This is a genomic window from Anaerococcus sp. AH8042_DFU013_CI05 (genome assembly GCF_047936775.1).
GTDB lineage: Bacteria > Bacillota > Clostridia > Tissierellales > Peptoniphilaceae > Anaerococcus.
This window is the reverse complement of sequence record NZ_CP175954.1, coordinates 224,326-242,890: the sequence shown is the minus strand read 5'-3', so window position 1 is coordinate 242,890 and position 18,565 is coordinate 224,326. Positions and strand designations below refer to the sequence as shown.

At 32.2% G+C, this 18,565-nt stretch carries 16 protein-coding genes and 2 tRNA genes; 1 reads left to right on the top strand and 17 read right to left on the bottom strand.

Annotated elements, in window-relative coordinates; all coding sequences use genetic code 11:
- Positions 1-200: 200 nt before the first annotated feature.
- From ACKRLN_RS01270 to nadE, 3 genes are all read right to left on the bottom strand, one after another.
- Positions 201-274: transfer RNA gene (locus tag ACKRLN_RS01270), tRNA-Arg, on the bottom strand.
- Entirely contained in the window at positions 260-1,060 is an 801-nt protein-coding gene (locus ACKRLN_RS01265; protein WP_416335010.1) for a metallophosphoesterase, read from the bottom strand. The genes ACKRLN_RS01270 and ACKRLN_RS01265 overlap by 15 nt, the downstream gene beginning before the upstream one ends.
- Positions 1,047-2,861, bottom strand: a complete 1,815-nt coding sequence (gene nadE / locus ACKRLN_RS01260; RefSeq protein WP_416335009.1) for an NAD(+) synthase — start codon at positions 2,859-2,861, stop codon at positions 1,047-1,049. The genes ACKRLN_RS01265 and nadE overlap by 14 nt, the downstream gene beginning before the upstream one ends.
- A 146-nt stretch (positions 2,862-3,007) precedes the next feature.
- On the opposite strand from nadE, the gene ACKRLN_RS01255 reads away from it, so the two are divergent.
- Positions 3,008-4,228 carry an FprA family A-type flavoprotein gene (locus ACKRLN_RS01255; protein WP_416335008.1) on the top strand — a complete coding sequence of 407 codons (1,221 nt, stop codon included), beginning with the start codon at positions 3,008-3,010 and terminating at the stop codon, positions 4,226-4,228.
- A gap of 41 nt (positions 4,229-4,269) precedes the next feature.
- On the opposite strand, the gene ACKRLN_RS01250 is transcribed toward ACKRLN_RS01255, so the two are convergent.
- From ACKRLN_RS01250 to argH, 14 genes are all read right to left on the bottom strand, one after another.
- A complete protein-coding gene (locus ACKRLN_RS01250) occupies positions 4,270-5,637 on the bottom strand; it encodes an aldehyde dehydrogenase family protein (RefSeq protein ID WP_416335007.1) in 1,368 nt (455 codons plus the stop codon).
- Between the two features lie 92 nt (positions 5,638-5,729).
- Positions 5,730-6,182, bottom strand: a complete 453-nt coding sequence (locus ACKRLN_RS01245; protein ID WP_203127519.1) for a redoxin domain-containing protein — start codon at positions 6,180-6,182, stop codon at positions 5,730-5,732.
- A gap of 47 nt (positions 6,183-6,229) precedes the next feature.
- Positions 6,230-7,426 (bottom strand): amidohydrolase, encoded by a 1,197-nt coding sequence (locus ACKRLN_RS01240; RefSeq protein ID WP_416335006.1) that lies wholly within the window; start codon positions 7,424-7,426, stop codon positions 6,230-6,232.
- 189 nt (positions 7,427-7,615) lie between these two features.
- A complete protein-coding gene (locus ACKRLN_RS01235; RefSeq protein WP_416335005.1) occupies positions 7,616-7,987 on the bottom strand; it encodes a RidA family protein in 372 nt (123 codons plus the stop codon).
- Between the two features lie 80 nt (positions 7,988-8,067).
- The gene (locus tag ACKRLN_RS01230) at positions 8,068-9,075 is read right to left on the bottom strand and encodes a M15 family metallopeptidase (RefSeq protein ID WP_416335004.1); all 1,008 of its coding nucleotides are present in this window, start codon (positions 9,073-9,075) and stop codon (positions 8,068-8,070) included.
- A gap of 308 nt (positions 9,076-9,383) precedes the next feature.
- Entirely contained in the window at positions 9,384-9,854 is a 471-nt protein-coding gene (gene tnpA / locus ACKRLN_RS01225; protein WP_416334547.1) for an IS200/IS605 family transposase, read from the bottom strand.
- A gap of 210 nt (positions 9,855-10,064) precedes the next feature.
- Complete coding sequence (locus ACKRLN_RS01220) at positions 10,065-12,257, bottom strand: RNA degradosome polyphosphate kinase (RefSeq protein WP_416335003.1); 2,193 nt, start codon at positions 12,255-12,257, stop codon at positions 10,065-10,067.
- Positions 12,258-12,264: 7 nt separating this feature from the next.
- On the bottom strand, positions 12,265-13,173 hold the full coding sequence (locus tag ACKRLN_RS01215; RefSeq protein ID WP_416335002.1) for an exopolyphosphatase: 909 nt from the start codon (positions 13,171-13,173) through the stop codon (positions 12,265-12,267).
- A gap of 1 nt (position 13,174) precedes the next feature.
- Complete coding sequence (gene murI, locus ACKRLN_RS01210) at positions 13,175-13,921, bottom strand: glutamate racemase (RefSeq protein ID WP_203127524.1); 747 nt, start codon at positions 13,919-13,921, stop codon at positions 13,175-13,177.
- A complete protein-coding gene (gene ispE, locus ACKRLN_RS01205; RefSeq protein ID WP_416335001.1) occupies positions 13,918-14,748 on the bottom strand; it encodes a 4-(cytidine 5'-diphospho)-2-C-methyl-D-erythritol kinase in 831 nt (276 codons plus the stop codon). Before ispE ends, murI begins: the two co-directional genes overlap by 4 nt.
- Before the next feature lie 93 nt (positions 14,749-14,841).
- Positions 14,842-14,931, bottom strand: a tRNA-Leu gene (locus ACKRLN_RS01200).
- Between the two features lie 57 nt (positions 14,932-14,988).
- Entirely contained in the window at positions 14,989-15,714 is a 726-nt protein-coding gene (locus ACKRLN_RS01195) for an amino acid ABC transporter ATP-binding protein (protein WP_416335000.1), read from the bottom strand.
- A complete protein-coding gene (locus ACKRLN_RS01190) occupies positions 15,707-17,182 on the bottom strand; it encodes an ABC transporter substrate-binding protein/permease (protein ID WP_416334999.1) in 1,476 nt (491 codons plus the stop codon). The genes ACKRLN_RS01195 and ACKRLN_RS01190 overlap by 8 nt, the downstream gene beginning before the upstream one ends.
- A gap of 12 nt (positions 17,183-17,194) precedes the next feature.
- A complete protein-coding gene (argH, locus tag ACKRLN_RS01185; protein WP_416335368.1) occupies positions 17,195-18,565 on the bottom strand; it encodes an argininosuccinate lyase in 1,371 nt (456 codons plus the stop codon).

The following is an 18,565-nucleotide window of genomic DNA, read 5'->3' as shown; positions in this document are numbered from 1 at the left end:
TATATTAGCCAGGTAAATATGCCTTGATTTGGCATATTTACCCCGAAAACTTAGTGCGGTAGCACGGAAGAGCTTTGTAAAAGCGAGTTTTCGTAGGGGCTTGTAGTCGGCTTGCTGACAAAGTTGATAAATCAACTTTGAAACGCCGCGACATCTGACCTTCCATCAATCCAGCTATGCTGAATTGGGATAGGTCATTATGGCATGCCAGGAGAGAATCGAACTCCCATCTTAGGCTTCGGACACCTTTGTTTTACCACTAAACTACTGGCACAAGAGTAATATTACTATACTGGATTTGGTCTAGAAATCTTAGTGGTAGGAAGGTATTACCTAGGCCGCTGTCTACGTATATTATTGTGTTTTTAAATTTAAATGTGCCTTTGTCAAAGTCTGGTAGGACTCCTTCTCCTGGAGCTATCAAGCCGCCTATTATTGGAAGTCTTACTTGACCACCATGGGTATGGCCTGAAAATACAAAATCCTCATCTCCCCTATAATTATCTCTCACCTTTTTTGAAAAATGGCTTAGGATTATGTTTACATTTTTATCACTTGTCTTATAATTTTTATATGAAAAATCAAACATACTTGTCCCGTATAGGTAGAGATCATTGCCATTTATTTTTAAATTTTCGCCCTCATTTCTTAAGTATTTTATCCCTAGTCTATCAATTTCATTTAAAAATACATCTAAATTTGGACCGCCCTCTTCGTGGTTTCCAGTTATATAATATGTGATTTTATTTAAGCGTGATAATTTTTCTAGGAAATATACTGATCTTTTGATTTTATTTTCAGTGCCATAGTCAATAATATCGCCCGTAAGAATTATAAAATCTGGGTCAAATTTTTTTATATTTGCCAAAAGTTCATCTAAATTTTTAATAGCATTAGAATGAAAATCACTTATTTGAGTGATTTTTATAGGATTTTTAAGTTTTTCATTTGTAAGTGTAACTTTTTCCTCTTTTGCTACAAAACATTGATTATTTATATAAAGACCCAGGGCTATGGCTGTTGCCGAAAGCCCTAGGGCAATTTTACTAATTTTTTTCATATAAATTTTCTAAATATCCTTCACTTCCCAAATCGGATGGGATTTTAAACCCTGCTCGTGGACTAAATGCCCTTCCTGTTATATTTGGACCATCTACAGCAGTCGAGCGTTTAAATTGGCTTGCTGTAAATCTTTTGAAATATGAAATCAACCATTTTTTGATGGTTTCTTTGTCATATTTATCATCAAAGGCAGAGATTGCATCTTCTAATATTTCCTCTGCTGGCAGATGATAGGTCAAATGTTCGTAGATAAAAAAGTCTATTAATTCGTATGGTCCTATTATATCTTCTGTTTTTTGACTAATTTCTTTTTTATCTTCACTTATTAGTTCTGGAGATATTGGTGTATCAAGTATATCATTAAGAACTGCTTTTAGTTTTAAATTTTCAGTAGTCTCTGCTATAGCCCCTACTACATAACGAATTTCTGTTTTTGTAAGACTTGCATTTAGTGAATAATTACTCATCTGATCCCCATTAAAGGTTGCAAATCCTTGCATGGACTCAGATAAATCTCCTGTACCTATCACAATCCCATTATGCATATTTGCCAGATCAAATAATATTTGTGTACGTTCACGAGCTTGAGCATTTTCATATGCAGTATCTGGGGTAAGTCCATCATGGCCGATGTCTCTTAAGTGGATTTTTACAGCTTCTGTAATATTTATTTCTTTTAATTCTAAGCCCAAAGCCTCACAAAGTAAATAAGCATTTGATTTTGTCCTATCACTTGTACCAAAGGCTGGCATTGTATAGCAGTTTATCCCTGATAAATCATAGCCTACTTTATTGTAAGCGTGGACTAAAAATAAAAGGGCCATAGTTGAGTCAAGGCCACCAGATACTCCTAGAAATACATTTTTAACACCGATTTTCTGCATGCGGGTTAAAAGTGCACTTGCTCCTATATCTAGGACATCTCTTACATAATCATCCCTTTTTTCATATATAGGTAAATATGGGAATTTTTCCTTAGTTATATTTTCGCCAAACTTATCAAAGTGTAGTAACTCTTGATCAGTATATATCCTATATCTGTTTACATAATCTATTTGATCATTGCAAATAATTTTTTCTACTTTCCCATCTTCAGCAATTATATTTAAGCCGCCATATACAAAGTCTGTCGTGCTTTCACCCCTGCCTTGAGAAGTATAGATATAAGTTACATCTTTTGATAAAAATTTAACTCTATTTAAAATTTCTTCTTCATTTAATGCTATTTTTGCTTCTGCCGTTGGATTTAAAATAATTTGCGGGCAGTTAGCTATATCAGACTTGTAAGTTAAACTTCTTGGTATATCCATCATTTCATCTTCGCCAATGCTTACTGCTATATTTAAGTGACTAATACTTTTTGATAATGGATTTACCTCACACCAGTCATCCAAAAACGGTATAACTTCTCCGTCTGGTATATCACTAGCAAATACATTTTTTTCTGTTATAGATAGGTTCTTTTTGGTATACAAATCTACTAAATATCCATCCATTAGTAAAGCTATGGCATTATAAATTTTTCTATTGTATATTAAAGGAAAACCAACAGAAAATAAAATATTATAGCCTTTTGAAAACTCTTTTAATTCAAGGATAGCATCTTCAGCTAATAAAGCCATATCTTTGTATCCGTCATAAAGACTAGCTCCTGTAAGAGATAACTCAGGTAAAGATAGTATGCTCACACCGTCATTATAAGCATTTTTTACAAGATTTTTAATTGTTTCTTTATTTTTATTTATATCTCCAAGGGCAAGCTCAAAGTTTGTAGATCTAATTTTTAAATTTTTTCTCATAATCCACCTCTTAGAGATATTTTACCACAGATTACTACTAAAAATCTTTATACAATAAATTTTAATTATTTTTTCACAAAATATTTTATTTATAAATCTATAAGTGTATAATGTTATTACAGGAATAGATGTATTTAGGAGGAAAAATGCACAATATTAGAGAAATTCTTGACGGAATTTATTATGTCGGTGTAAACGACAGACGAATTGACAGATTTGAAAATATGTTCCCAGTAGAAAATGGTGTTTCATATTCTTCTTATGTTATAAAAGATGAAAAAAATGCCTTAGTAGATAGTGTTGAGTCTGGATTTACTAGACAATACCTAGAAAATATTGAAGCTGCCTTAGATGGTGAAGATTTAGACTATATAATTGTCCACCACATGGAGCCTGATCACTGTAGAAACATTGATTTTTGTATGAGAAAATGGCCAAATGCAAAACTTGTTGGAAACGCAAAAACATTCCAATTCTATGAACAATTCTATAACGATGAATTTCAAGATAGATATCATGAAGTAAAAGAAGGCGATGAACTAAATTTAGGCAGTCACAACATTAAATTCGTATTTGCTCCTATGGTTCACTGGCCAGAAGTAATGATGTCATATGATACAAACAACCAAATCTTATTCTCAGCTGATGCCTTTGGTTCATTTAATGCTATAGAAGGACACCTAAGAGCAGAAAATGTAATACATAAAGGCGATTGGTTAGATCAAGCACGTAGATATTACATCAACATAGTTGGTAAGTTCGGTAATCAAGTTCAAGCTGTATTTAAAAAAGTAGCTGATCTTGAAATAAAAACTATCCTTCCCCTACACGGACCTGTCTATGATGACCAAGAATCTATTGGATTTATCATGAATAAATACAACAAATGGTCATCATTTACTCCAGAAGAAAAAGGTGTAGTTATCGTATATTCAACTATGTATGGTGATACAGAACAAGCTGCAGACATACTTGCAAAAGAACTTGCAGAACTTGGTGTTACAGAAGATATCAGAGTATATGATATATCTGGTTGGGATCCATCATATGTAATTGCTGATTGTCATAAATACAGCAACGCAGTTTTTGCACCAATCAACTACAACTCAGGTCTATATTATAAAATGGAGGCCTTCCTACAAGAACTTGCTGGAACAGGCTACAAAGATAGACACATTTCTTTCTTAAACAACTGGTCATGGGGTGGTACAAGCCTTAAAACTTCAAAAGAAATTCTTGAAGCTGGTAAACACACATATGTAGGTGAAGATGTGCTAATCAACTCAGCAGTTAAAGATGAACAAGTAGACCAAATTAAAGAATTAGCAAAAGCTATCAAAGAAGACTTAGATGGCCAAGAATATTAAAATATAATTAAGGAGCCAATTATGGCTCCTTTTTTTATTTGCTATTTAATTTTTCTAAGTATATTTAAAGCTCCACCATCATATGGAGGATATTTCATTTTCATTTCAAAATTCGAATTTGCTTCCATAATTGATTTTTGATTTGAAAAATTCTTAAAACCATAGTATCCATGATATCCACCTTGGCCACTATATCCTACCCCTCCAAATTGAAGATAGGGATTTGATACCATCATTAAAGTATCATTTACCATTCCATTTCCAAATTCCATATTGTACATAACTTTTTCTTTAGTACGCCCACTTTCTGTAAATAAATATAAGGCTAATGGTTTTGGTAAAGTTTTTACCTTATATAATACTTCATTTAGATTTGTATAAGTAATTATTGGAAAAATTGGGCCAAATATTTCTTCATCCATTAATTTGTTTTCAAAATCTACTCCATCCACAATTGTTGGAGCAAGTTTTAAATTATTGCTATCAAACTCTCCACCGTATATTATATTTTGACCTCTAAGAAGTCCTACAAGTTTTTCCAAATGTTCCTTATTAATTATATTGGCATAGTCTCTACAATTTATTGGATCTGGTCCATAAAATTCTAAGAGCGCATTTTCAAGTTCTCTCACAAATCTATCTTTTATAGATACATGGACTAAAATATAGTCTGGTGACACACAAGTTTGACCAGCATTTACTGTGTTTCCCCAGGCAATAGATCTTGCAGCAAGTCCTATATTTGCATCCCCTTCAACAATTGCAGGAGATTTTCCTCCTAGCTCTAGGGTAACTTTTGATAAATTTTTGCTGGCAGCTTGCATAATTTTTTTGCCAACTTCTGCCCCACCTGTGTAGAAGATATGATCATAATTATATGATAATAATTCGTCATGGCTTACTTGCTCATTATCCACTACATGGATATATTTCGGATCAAAATTTGCATTTATAATTTCTCTAATAAGACTTGATGTGTGCTTTGATTTTCTACTAGTTTTTAAAATTATTGTATTTCCAGCAGCCATTGCACCAATCAATGGGTCGATTGCTAGTAAAAATGGATAATTCCAAGGGGAAATAATAAGTGTTACTCCCATTGGCTCAAAAAGTGTGTATGATTTTGCAGGCATGGCCATTAGTGGAGTTTTTTCTGCTATTGGTTCCATCCATTCGGAAAGATTTTCTGTGGCCAGCTTTATTTCCTCATAGGCCATAGTAAGTTCTGAAGCATAGGCTTCAAAGTTTGACTTACCCAAGTCTTTTGAAAGAGCCATTAAAATATTATCTTCAAATGTGATTAGCAAATCTCTTAACTTTTGTAGATTTCTTAATCTAAAGTCTAAGGTCTTTGTTTCTCCTGAGTAAAAATATTCTCTTTGGAGATCTACTATTTGTCCTAAATTCATTATTTACTCCTTAATTTCTCTTAACTTATCTTATTTTTACCCTTATTTAGCAAAAAAAATAAAGCTTCCAAAATTTGGAAGCCCTTTTCTTATTAAAGATTTTCAATTACTTCTTCGATATCTGGCAATTCTGATGGTTCGTAAACTTTTACCCATTTCACATTACCTTCTTGATCGATAATTACATTTGCTCTTTGGCTAGCCCCATTTTCTTCATTGAATAGTCCATAAGCCTTTGTTACTTCTGCGTATGGGAAAAAATCTGAAGCTATTTTTACATCTTCTATACAAAGAATGTCTGCCCATTTTTGTTTAGCTGGGAATGGGTCAACTGAAAGACCTATTACTACTGTATCGCCTTTTTCTTGGATTCTATCATAATTTCTTTCTAGACTTCTCATTTGATCAGTACATACTGATGTAAATGCAAGTGGGTGCCAAGAAAGTATTACCTTTTTTCCTTTTAGGTCAGATAAATTTATGTCATTTTTATTTTGATCTTTTAGTGAAAATTCTGGTGCTTTTTCATTAACTTTTATAGTCATAATTTACTCCTTTTATCTTCTTAACTCGATATTAAATATATACCCAATTAATTTTGATTTAAAAAATTATTGGCAAATTTGACCATAGCTTTTGTGCCTATTATGATAGATTTTTCATCAATATCAAAGTATTCGTTATGGTGTTCTGATCCTGAGCCTAACTCTTCATTTTTTGTACCTACTAGGACAAAGACAATATCGCTTACTGCTCTATACTCAGTAAAAGTTTCTGATGCAAACCAAGTCAGATTTTTATAAATAGTCCCTGGCATTATATCATCAATTGATTTTTGGGCGAGATTTGCTAATTGCTCATTGTTTATAACCGGGTCGTTCATGTGATACATTTCATTTATTATAAATTCACACTCGTGGGCTTGGGCTGTAAGATTCCCTACTTTTTTAACAAGTTCTAAAGCCTTCTTTCCTTCTTTGGTATCAAAATAACGCAAAGTTCCAGCAACTCTGACATCATCAGGAATTACATTTGCAATTGTACCACCATTTATAAGTCCTAGTCCTAATGTAACAGTTTTAGAAACATCAATTCGATTTATCCATGCACTTGCTAGGCCATTTATAATATTTGTAGCTGCAAATATAGGACTAATTGATAAATCAGGGCGAGATCCATGGCCACCCTTACCGCGGACAGTAAAGTCAACAATAGCATTTCCCGCCATCACAGGACCTGCATCAACACCAATTTTCCCTGTTTCTAAAAATGCTGCTAAGTGCTCTCCATAAATTGCATCTATATTTTCTTTTTTTAAAGCATCTATCATATTAAAAATTCCAGAGCCAGTTTCTTCACCCTCTTCAAAAATAAAAATAACTCTTCCCCTTAGTTTGTCTTTATTTTCTACTAGAACTTTCATCGCTCCCAGAAGAGTTGCAATATGACCGTCATGACCGCAAGCATGAAAGATGCCATCGACTTTTGATTTACAAAGTCTCATTGATTTTTGATTTGAATCTTTTTCTAATATTGGCAATGCATCTATATCTGTTCTAAGGCCCACAGTCTTGCCAGGTTTTCCAGTATCAAGGGTTGCATAAAAACCAGTACCCTTAACCTCAGTAATTGCTAGATTTAATTTTTTTGCTTCTTTTTTTAAAAACTTACTAGTTTCTATTTCCATACCAGATAGTTCTGGATTTTCATGCAAATATCTGCGTGTAGATATTAGATAGTCCTCTAAACTTTCTACACTTTGTAAAATTTCTTCATTTGAAATACTCATTTTTTCTCCTAAATAAAAAGATAGGCAAAAGACCCATCTAAAATTAATTTTTATATTTATTATTAGTAATTAATTTTTATTAAGCTCTTATGTTTTTACTCTACCTTTTTTTAGGAATAATATCGATAAGTATGAGTCAAAATTTCCAATTAAAAAACGACAATGCAAATTCATTGTCGTTTGTTTCTCTTATAATGAAGCAATAGCTTCAATTTCTATTGCTGCTCCTAATGGTAGAGCTGCTACTTGGATAGCTGATCTTGCTGGTTTGTGTTCATCAAAGAATTCTTTGTAAACTTCATTTACTGCTGCAAAGTCATTGATATCAGCCAAGAAAACTGTACATTTGATAACTTTATCAATTGATGATCCTGATTCTTCTAGGATAGCTTTGATGTTATTTAATACTTGTTTAGCTGCAGCTGAGATTTCTGTTACTAATTCTCCAGTTTCTGGATTTAGTGGAATTTGACCTGATGTAAATATAAATTGTTCTGTACCAATTGCTTGTACATATGGTCCTACTGCTGCTGGTGCTTTGTCTGTGTGAAATGATTTCATAATGTCTCCTTAAATTTAATATTTAAAATGTTTTCATACTACATTTATATAACAATTTAGCTAAAAATTCAAGGTTTTTTTTAATTTATTTTTAAATACTCTTCAAGAGTCAAATCATTTTCATAGATGTTCTTAGCATTTTCAACACCTACAAATCTAAAATGCCAAGGTTCAGCCTTATGGTTAGTTTTGTTTTCCTTCCCCTTTGGATATCTTTCGATAAAACCATATTTGTAAGCATTTTCTGCTAGCCAATCGTAGCTTGCAGTTTTTTCAAACTTATCATTGTATTTGCTTCCTTCTGTAAAAAAGTCAAAGGCAGATCCTAGTTGGTGTTCATTAGTGCCTGGAGCTGAGCTATCTGGTTCAGAAACTTCAAACATTTTTTTCTCTAAATCATAACCCCTATAATCAGATGCAATTTTTACATCCAGATTTTCACGTGTCATATCTTGACGCATGGTCTCAAAAGCACGTCTCGCTGTTTTGTCAACACCTGGATCAAAGTCTTCTGGTAGTGGATGATCCTCATTTACAAAAGTAAGTCCATTTACAACCTTGATTTGCTTATCGTTATCTAACTTTGATAGTCCATATTTATTTACATAATAATAGGTATCATCGATTTTTACTTTAGAAAAACCATTTTCTGTACCAAAATAAGGCACATATGATCCTTCCTCAATGAACTTTTCAGTTTTTGAATAATCATTTGGAAATTGGTATGCATATTGTGTTTGCACACAAAGAACATATTCTTGTAGAGTATCGCTATATTTATCATCTTTTAGGGCATGACTTTCATCAACATCTGCATCTTTGAAACCAACATCAGTTGCTACATGAATTTTGTTACTTGTTTCTTTTTCTGTTTCTTCTTCAAGTTCACTAAAATTTCCTGCTGCTTGTCTGATTTCATTTGGTCTTGCGATTTCAAATTCATTATCATTATTGCCATTAAAACCAAATTGATAAATAGAAGCTACGACTGCTAGTCCTAATATTCCGCTAGTAAAAATCTTTTTGTTTCTTGCTTTTCTTCTCTTTGCCTGATTTCTCTTTTTTTCTCTGATACCTTTATTAGACATAATTAATTCCTATTCATTTATTTCAATATTATAGTTATGATTGTTTTTAGTGTAGACTGTGGGATATCAATTTTATAAAATATATCTCAATTTTATACGAAATTGATTTATTACTATTTATTAACATTATAGCATGATTGTTAGAAAATTAATAGGGGCAAAAGTACTTTATTTGCATAAAATCAGAACTACCAGCTTAGCTGGTAGTTTCCACAGCGCCTATAAGGCGCGAATACCGGCACGCCCCTACTGGGGCTCCGAGTATTCTCCACATGCAACACTATCCCAGCTACTGCTTAAGCAGTTATTTATTTGCTCTTTGGTACTGACTCACCCGTAAACGGGTCATAATATTCCTTTAAGCTGATTTGGTCTGAATAATAATCTTCTTTTAATTGATTTTGTATATATTCTTTTATCATCTTTTCATTTCGTCCTACTGTATCAACATAGTAACCTCTACACCAGAAATGTCTGTTTCCATATTTATATTTCAAATTGGCATGACGATCAAATATTATTAATGAACTTTTCCCTTTTAGATATCCCATTATTTCTGATATACTATATTTTGGTGGTACTTCTATCAACATATGAACATGATCTACACAAAGCTCAGCTTCTATTATATTTATTCCTTTACGTTGACATAATTCTCTAAGTATTTGACCTATATCTTTTTTTAGTTTTCCATATATTGCTTGCCTTCTGTATTTTGGTGCGAACACTACATGATATTTACATCTCCATTTGGTGTGTGATAAACTATTCTTGTCCATTAAATTCTCCTTGTTTTAATTGTGCATGTGGTTATCACAATTATATATCAAGCGAGAATTTTTTGGCTTGAAGCTAAAGCTAAATTCCTCCACCTGCATAGCAGGTGGTTTATTGTTTCACTCACATTCGTTCGTTCAACTCACTTAAGTGAACAATATAAAAAAAATCGGCTATTTTAGCCGATTTTTGTAAAATTTAATTAATATTTATTACTTTCTGAAAATATCAAGGATTCTGCGGAAGTAACTTTTCTCTTTTTTAAGATTTTTTCTTTGCTCAGAAATTTGATTTTCATGTTGTCTTTTGTTTTTTTGAGCTACTTTTTCAACCGCTCTTTTTTCTTCTGCATTAATGCTACGTTTTTTAGCATTATTTGCTAGGACTGCTTGGGCATCTATATTATTAACTTTTTGAACTTTTGTGTATTCTCCATTTGATAATAATTTTCTTATTTTTACATCATCAGATAGCATTAGATCCATAAAGTCTAGGATGCGTTTTTTAATATCATCATCAAATATTGGTACTGCAACTTCCATCCTGTGTCTTATATTTCTTGTCATAAAGTCAGCAGATGAAATATATACTTTTGCATTTTCGCCCTGACCAAATTGATAAACTCTGTGGTGTTCTAAAAACCTTCCTACAATTGAGTAAATTTCAATATTTTCTGTACGATCTTTCACACCAGGTAAGATACAGCAAATACCTCTAACTAGCATTACAATTTTTACACCTTCATTCGAAGCTTCGGAAAGCTTGTCAATGAGAATCCTATCAGAAATAGAATTAAGTTTTACTCTAATGTATCCTTGTCCACCTTGTTTTTGAATTTGAATTTGATCATCTATTAGTTTATCAAGACCATCTTGCATTGATTTTGGACTTACCATTAGATTTTTGTATTCGCCTTCAAGATTTCCAAGCATTACATTATCAAATAAGTCTTTGGCATCAAGTCCTATTGCTCCACTTGATGTCATTAGCGAAAAGTCTGTATAAAGTTTTGCAGTTTTTTCGTTGTAATTACCTGTTGCTACTTGGGTGATATATTGGATATTATCATTTTGATCTACTTTTGTTATCAGACAAATTTTGGAGTGGGTCTTGTAATTATCAAAACCATAAAGGATTTTACAACCCGCATCTTCTAATTTTGATGACCATAAGATATTATTATCTTCATCAAATCTCGCACGAAGTTCCATTAAAACAATAACATCTTTGCCATTTTCACTAGCCTTTATTAAAGCCTTTGCAATCTTACTGTCATGGGCAATCCTATAAAGGGTAATTTTTATTGAAACCACACTCTCATCATCAGCTGCCTCTTCTAAAAGTCTGATAACTGGATCCATTGATTCATATGGAAAAGATAAAAATATATCTTTTTCATTAATCTGCTCCATCATTGGACGGTTTGGATCAACCATAGCTGATGCTTGTGGACTAAATGGATCATAAGTATGTTTAGCAATAAGATTTTCTGGTAAATCTTCTACAAGACCAAATAAAAATCCCGCTTGCATCAATGACTTAGTTACAAAAATGTTTTTTCTATCTAGGTCAAACTGACTTTTTAAAAAATCTAGAGCCTGTTCAGACAGCTCGCTATCAATTTCAAGTCTTACTGGGTGTAATCTTTTTCTTTTTTTAAGCTTGCCCTTCATATAGTCTCTAAAGTCTTGATCGATATCATAGTCATCATCATCATAGGAAATGTCAGTATTTCTTGTTAGAGAAATAGTAGATTTGTTTTCTACTTCATATCCTTCAAAAACTTGGTAACCAAATTCTTTAATTATATCTTCGATAAAAACAAAGGTGGTATCATTGATTTTTAAGTATCTTTTGATTTTGTCTGGAACTTGGATAAGACCTACACTTTTGCTTTCATCATCATTATCAGCTACAAGTGAGAAAACTAAACAAAGAGCTAAGTTAGGTAGCCTTGGGAATGGATGAACCCTATCTACTACCTGGAAATTTAAAATTGGTTCAATTTTTGTATTAAAGTAATATTCTACAGATTTTTTATCTTTTTCATTAAGTTCAGAAACTTTGAGTAAATTTATACCATTTACTTTAAGCTCATCTACTATTTGAGCATAAACTTGGTCTTTTTGATTATATAAGTCGACACATTCAGACAAAATTGCATCAAGTTGTTCATCACTGGTCATACCTGACTTGCTATCAATCGGTTTTTTCTTTAGATTTTTAAAATCAGTAAGACTTCCAACCCTTACCATGAAAAACTCTTCAAGATTGGTATCAAATATCGAGAAAAACCTTAATCTTTCTAAAACTGGTACATCTCTGTCATTTGCTTCTTCTAAGACTCTTTGGTCAAATTTTAGCCATGAAAGTTCTCTATTTTGCGTAAAAGATATATCTGCCATATGATTATTATTTATTCCTTCCTAGTAATTTATTATATACATACCCTTCTCTTACCCCAGTTTGACTAATACTAATTTTTTCACAATAAAAATATTTTGCCAAACGGTTTAATATTATCATACCCGGAAGTAGAGTATGTACTCTATCTGGTTTTACTGCTAGGATGGAATCTAGAATATCTCTTGGTTGTCTACCTATAACTTCTTTTACCATATCGTTAAGCTTACTTGCTACCATTACAGTGTTATAATTAGCTTCGTTATAGTAATCATTATAGTATTTTAAAGTAGCACGGGCTGTACCACCAACTGCACAAAGTAAATCATGATCTTCTCTATACATTTTGTTTGACTCAAGTAAGGCTTTTACTTCTGTATCTATATCTTTTTTCTCATCTTTACTTACAAATAATGAACTTACATAATCATTAAAGGCAGAAAGTGAACCGATAGAAAGAGATGTTGATTTTATTACTTTATTTTGATCAATAATTACAACTTCAGATGATCCACCACCAATATCTGTCAGTACACCACGAGAGACTTCTACTGAAGAACTTGCACCAATAAAGGCAAGTTTTGCTTCTTCTTCCCCGCTTATAATTTCAATATCTAAATCAAGTTCTTCTTTTACCCTCTCTAGGATTTCCGCTCTATTTGCTGCATCACGGATTGTAGCAGTTGCAAATGGATGAAGCTCATCTATATCTCCAAAATTATCAACTACACTCTTAAACACTTTTAATGTTTCAATAAGTCTTTGGATTCCTTTTTCTGAAAGTACTCCATCAGATACAAAAGTTTTTAGAGATGCCTGTTCTTTTTCATTAAATAAATTAGTTACCTTATCGCCAGATACTTTGTAAACAGAAAGCCTAACGGTATTTGAACCGATATCTATTACTGCATAAATCATCTTAAATCTCCTTCAGTTCTAAGTTGTAATCACAATCTAGAATATGATCTACAATCATCTTATTCTTTTCATTTACTTGGGTCATAAAAATATTTATAGACCCCTTATTATTTTCCTTAAAATTAATCTTACTAGCAATATTTTCAGCTGGATTTATAATATTTGCCTCATAAGTCAAGTTTTTTTCAATAGCTTTTTTTATAATTGGATAATGGGTGCAAGCTAAAATTATATTAGGAATTTGATTTTTATTTGCAATTTCTAGATAATTGAGCAAATTTTCATCAAGTTCATCACCACAAATTTTGCCATCTTCTATAAGTTTTACTAGATTTGGTGCTGCAACTTCATAGACCTCAATTTCTTCATTTTCAAGTCCATTTTTATATATATGGCTATCAACAGTAGCTTTAGTTGCAAGCACTAAAAAATCTCCCTCATACTGGCTAGCATTTTCAAGACCTGCTTTTGTAATAGGATAAAACTTTTTTTGATATTTTTCTTCCAAGTATTCTGTGGCTATAGTTGAAATTGTATTACATGCTATGATGTATTGGTCTATGTCATACTTTTCTAAAAATTCGACTATCTCATCGGTAAATTTAAGAATTTCGTCTTTGGAGCGGCTGCCATATGGAGCTCTTTTACTATCACCTAAGTAATAGTAGTTCGCATTTTTTTCCTTAATTAATTCTTTTAAAACTGTTAGACCACCAAGACCAGAATCAAATACACCAATATTTGTCATACCAATTCCACCTTTTTTACAAATTCGTATTTTTCGTTCATTTTCTTATAAGCAATGTCAAGACTTTCATCATCCATAAATATGCCAAAAATAGATGCTCCACTACCACTAATTAGTGTAACTTCTGACCCATAATCTAGGAATTCATACTTAATCTCTAGTAAATGAGGGTACATATCAGCAACCACATCTTCCATCACATTTTCAAAATAAAAAATAGCTGAGTGATCACCATTTTTTAGCTTTTCAACAATTAAGTCATTTTCTACATGACCAAAATCGGCAAGTTTTTTATAAACTTCAGCTGAGGATATTTTAGTGCCATCATTTATCAATAGTATTTTCATATCAAGATTATTTTTAAAAGGATAAAGTATTTCACCTATACCTTTTGCTCTAGCTGGCGAATCTTCAAAGAAAAACGGAATATCTGCACCAAGTTTTTTTCCTATTTCCATCATTTCGTTTTTTGATAGATTTAGATTCCAAAGGGCATTTAAGCCTTTTATCATCTCAGCTGCATCAGTTGATCCCCCAGCAAGACCTGCTGCTATAGGAATATTTTTCTTTAGATAAACATCCACACCTGGATTTTCAGTTTTTTCTTTTAAAATTTCCCAAGCCTTATATATCAAATTGTCCTCAACCGGGCATATTGTTTCAAGATTTGATGAGTAGTTAAAAACTCCCTTATCATTTGGAATTATTTCGAGCTCGTCAAATAAGCTTATGCGAGCCATAATAGTATCAATCTCATGATATCCATCATCACGTTTGTATAAGCTATCTAAAGTTAAATTTATTTTTGCAAAACATTTTCTATTCATTTTAACCTCAGCTACAATTATAACAAAAATTATCAATTTTAAGCAAAAAAAATAATATGTTTATAAACATATTAAATCTCAAAAATATTTATTTGGTGCAGGATAGAAGACTTGAACTTCCACGACCTAAAATCGGTCACAAGATCCTTAGTCTTGCGCGTCTGCCAATTCCGCCAATCCTGCGTAAATACTAAATTATGATACACCTAAAAATAAAAAAAGTCAAATAAGAGTTATCTCTTAAATGACTTGTGATAAGAATTGCTTGCTTCTTTCGTTTTTTGGATTTGCAAAAAAATCATAAGGATCATCACTTTCTTCAACTATATGACCCCCATCCATAAAAACTACTCTGTTTGATACTTCACGGGCAAATCCCATTTCGTGAGTAACTACCACCATTGTCATCCCTTCATTTGCAAGCTCTTGCATCATTTCAAGAACTCCACCAACCATTTCTGGATCAAGGGCACTTGTTGGCTCATCAAAAAGCATTAGTTTTGGATTCATCATAAGAGCTCTTGCAATAGCTACCCTTTGTTTTTGTCCACCGGAAAGACTTACTGGATATACATTTTTCTTTTGGCTTAGTCCTATCCTTTCCAGTAGTCTCATTGCCTTTTCATTTGCTTCTTTTTTTGTCATTTTCCCTCTCATAACTGGAGCAAGGGTCAGATTTTCTATGATAGGCATATTTGAAAATAGGTTAAAGTTTTGAAAAACCATGCCCATTTCTTCTCTTAATTTATTGATGTCAACATTTGTATCATTTATCTTATTCTCTTCAAAAAATATTTCTCCACCATTTGGTTTTTCTAAAAGGTTTAGACATCTTAAAAATGTAGATTTGCCTGATCCTGATGGGCCAATGATTGAAATTACATCATTTTTTTCAACTTCAAGGCTTACCTTATCCAAGACTTTTAAAGGACCAAATGATTTTTCCAAATTATTTACTTTAAGCATATAGGTACAACCTTTCTATCTTCTTAAATATTTTTTCTATTAGTAAAACTATTAATAAATATATTATAGCTGCTGAAAAATAAGCTGTTGCTGCATCAAATGTTTGGCTGATTACTATTGAAGCTCCACGAGTTAGGTCAGCAAGTCCTATAAATCCAGCAATTGATGTTTCTTTAAATAATGTTATAACTTCATTTCCTAAGGCTGGCAATGAATTTTTAAGGGCTTGTGGCATTACAACTTTTTTCATAGTTTGGAAGTTGCTTAATCCAAGGCTTCGTGCTGCTTCTTTTTCTCCTTTTGCAACAGAATTTATTCCACCCCTAAATAACTCTGCCATATATGCAGATGAGTTTAGACCAAATGAAATAATTGCTACCCACAATAGGCTATCCAGATTTACTAAAATTACATTAAACATTATCAAAAGCTGGATAGTAGAAGGTGTACCACGGATAATAGATACAAAAACTGTAAAAATTTTATCTAACAATTTTATTAAAAATCCACCAAGTCCAACACTTTCTCCAGCCATATCTATGCTTGCTGCTCTTAGTAAAGCTATTAAAAGTCCTAGAGCAAATGAAATAATAAGTGCACAAATTGTAACAATTATTGTAGTTTTTAGCCCATCTAATAGATATTTGTAGGCCCCATTATCAATTATATTTGATTTGAATCTGCCAAAAATCCCTGAGCTGCTTTCTCCAACTTCTGATTTTTGGTATTTTTCCATAATTTTATCAATTTCGCCAGATTCTTTTAAAGCTGCAATAGCTTCATTCATTTTTTCAAGCAGTTCTGGATTATCCTTACTGATTGCTAGGGCGTATTCTTCTTCTAAATATGGTGTATCGATGATTGTAAGATCTTTATTGGCATTTACAAAATTTTCTGCAGAATGTTTGTCTAAGATTACAGCATCAATTTTTTTATTTTGTAAAGAAAGAATTGCATCTGGGACTTTGTTAAATGAATTCACATTCGCCTCACCAAAGTCATCTTTTGCTATGGTATCTCCGATAGTTCCAAGTTGGGTTCCTATTTTTGCACCATCATTTAAATCTTCAACTTCTTTAATATCAGAATCTTTTCTAACAATTACAATTTGGCTGGTTTTTGTAAAGGAGTCTGTGAAATTTACTGATTTTTTACGTTCTTCTGTAACAGTAAATCCAGCTGCACCCCCATCCATTTTGCCTGACTGGATACTTGCAATTATGGTATTAAAATCCATATCATGGAGTCTAACTTCATAACCTAAATAATCTCCAATTGCTCTTACAATATCAGGATCAATTCCAACTATTTCATCATTTTCAAAGTATTCATAAGGTGGGAAATCTGCACTTGTTCCAAAATCAATTACCCCATCATCTACAAGTTCATCTGCTGCAAATGTTTTAAATGGTAAAAATAATACCATAATAAAAATAATTGCTAGCAGGCTTTTCTTTTTACTTTTCATCTATTCTCCATTCTAACTTAACTTTTCTAAGACAAAGGCAATTTGTCTTTCTACTTCTTTCTCAGCGGGACCACCAAGGGATTTTCTCTCATTGACACATTTTATTATATCAATTTCTTGATAAATGTCTTCTTCAAATAAATCTGATTCATCTTTATAGATGTTTAAGTCAATTTCATCCAAAGCTTTGTTGTTTTCTATTCCATATTTTACAAGTCGTGCAGAAATATGGTGGGCATCTCTAAAACTTAGACCCTTATTTACCAAATAATCTGCAAGATCAGTTGCATTTAAAAATCCATTTTTACAAGCTTTTAGCATTTTTTCTTTATTTACTTTTAGACTTTTTATTTGTCCTGCCATAACTTGTAATGAAATTTTTATTGTATCTATGCTACCAAATATGGATTCCTTATCTTCTTGCATATCTTTTGAATAAGCTAGGGGCAAACCCTTTATCATTGCAAATGATTGATTCATATTTCCTATAAGTCTTGCTGACTTACTTCTAATTAGCTCAGCCATATCAGGATTTTTCTTTTGTGGCATAATTGATGAGCCAGTAGAAAATTTATCATCTATGCTTACAAAATGATATGGTTGGGATGACCAAATAATTAATTCTTCAGAAAGTCTTGACAAATGTATAGCTATAATTGATAAAGTCGATTGCAATTCCAATATATAATCTCTATCACTTACTGCATCCATGGAGTTTTGCATAATAGTATCAAATCCTAGTTCCTTTGCAGTAAATTCCCTATCAATTGGATAAGTTGTCCCAGCCAAAGCACAGGCTCCCAGCGGTGAAGAATTTATTCTTTTTTTTAAGTCTTCTAATCTTTCTAGATCCCTAAGACCCATCATAGCATATGCTAACAAATGATGGGCGAAAGTCACTGGCTGAGCAGCTTGCAAGTGAGTGTAGCCTGGCATTATTGTTTGAGTGTTAGCACTTGCCACATCAGACAAAACTTTTAAATATTCTTTCAAAAGTGAACTTATATTTTCAACTTCATCTCTTAAATGTAATCTTAAATCTGTTGTAACTTGGTCGTTTCTGGACCTAGCTGTGTGCATTTTTTTGCCTACTTCTCCAATTTCAGCTATTAATGCTCCTTCAACAAATGTGTGTATATCTTCACTTGATAAGTCTACTTCTATTTTGCCGTCTATAAGTTTCTGACTAATGGTTTTTAATCCATTTATTATAGCATCTGCATCATCAGCTTTTAAGATTCCTGTTTTTTTAAGCATCTTTACATGGGCTATGGATCCTTTAATATCATCAAATACCAATCTTTGGTCAATTTTTATTGATGAATTAAATTCTTCTGCAAATTTATCTAGGTCACCTGATAACATGCCGCTCCAAAGTTTCAT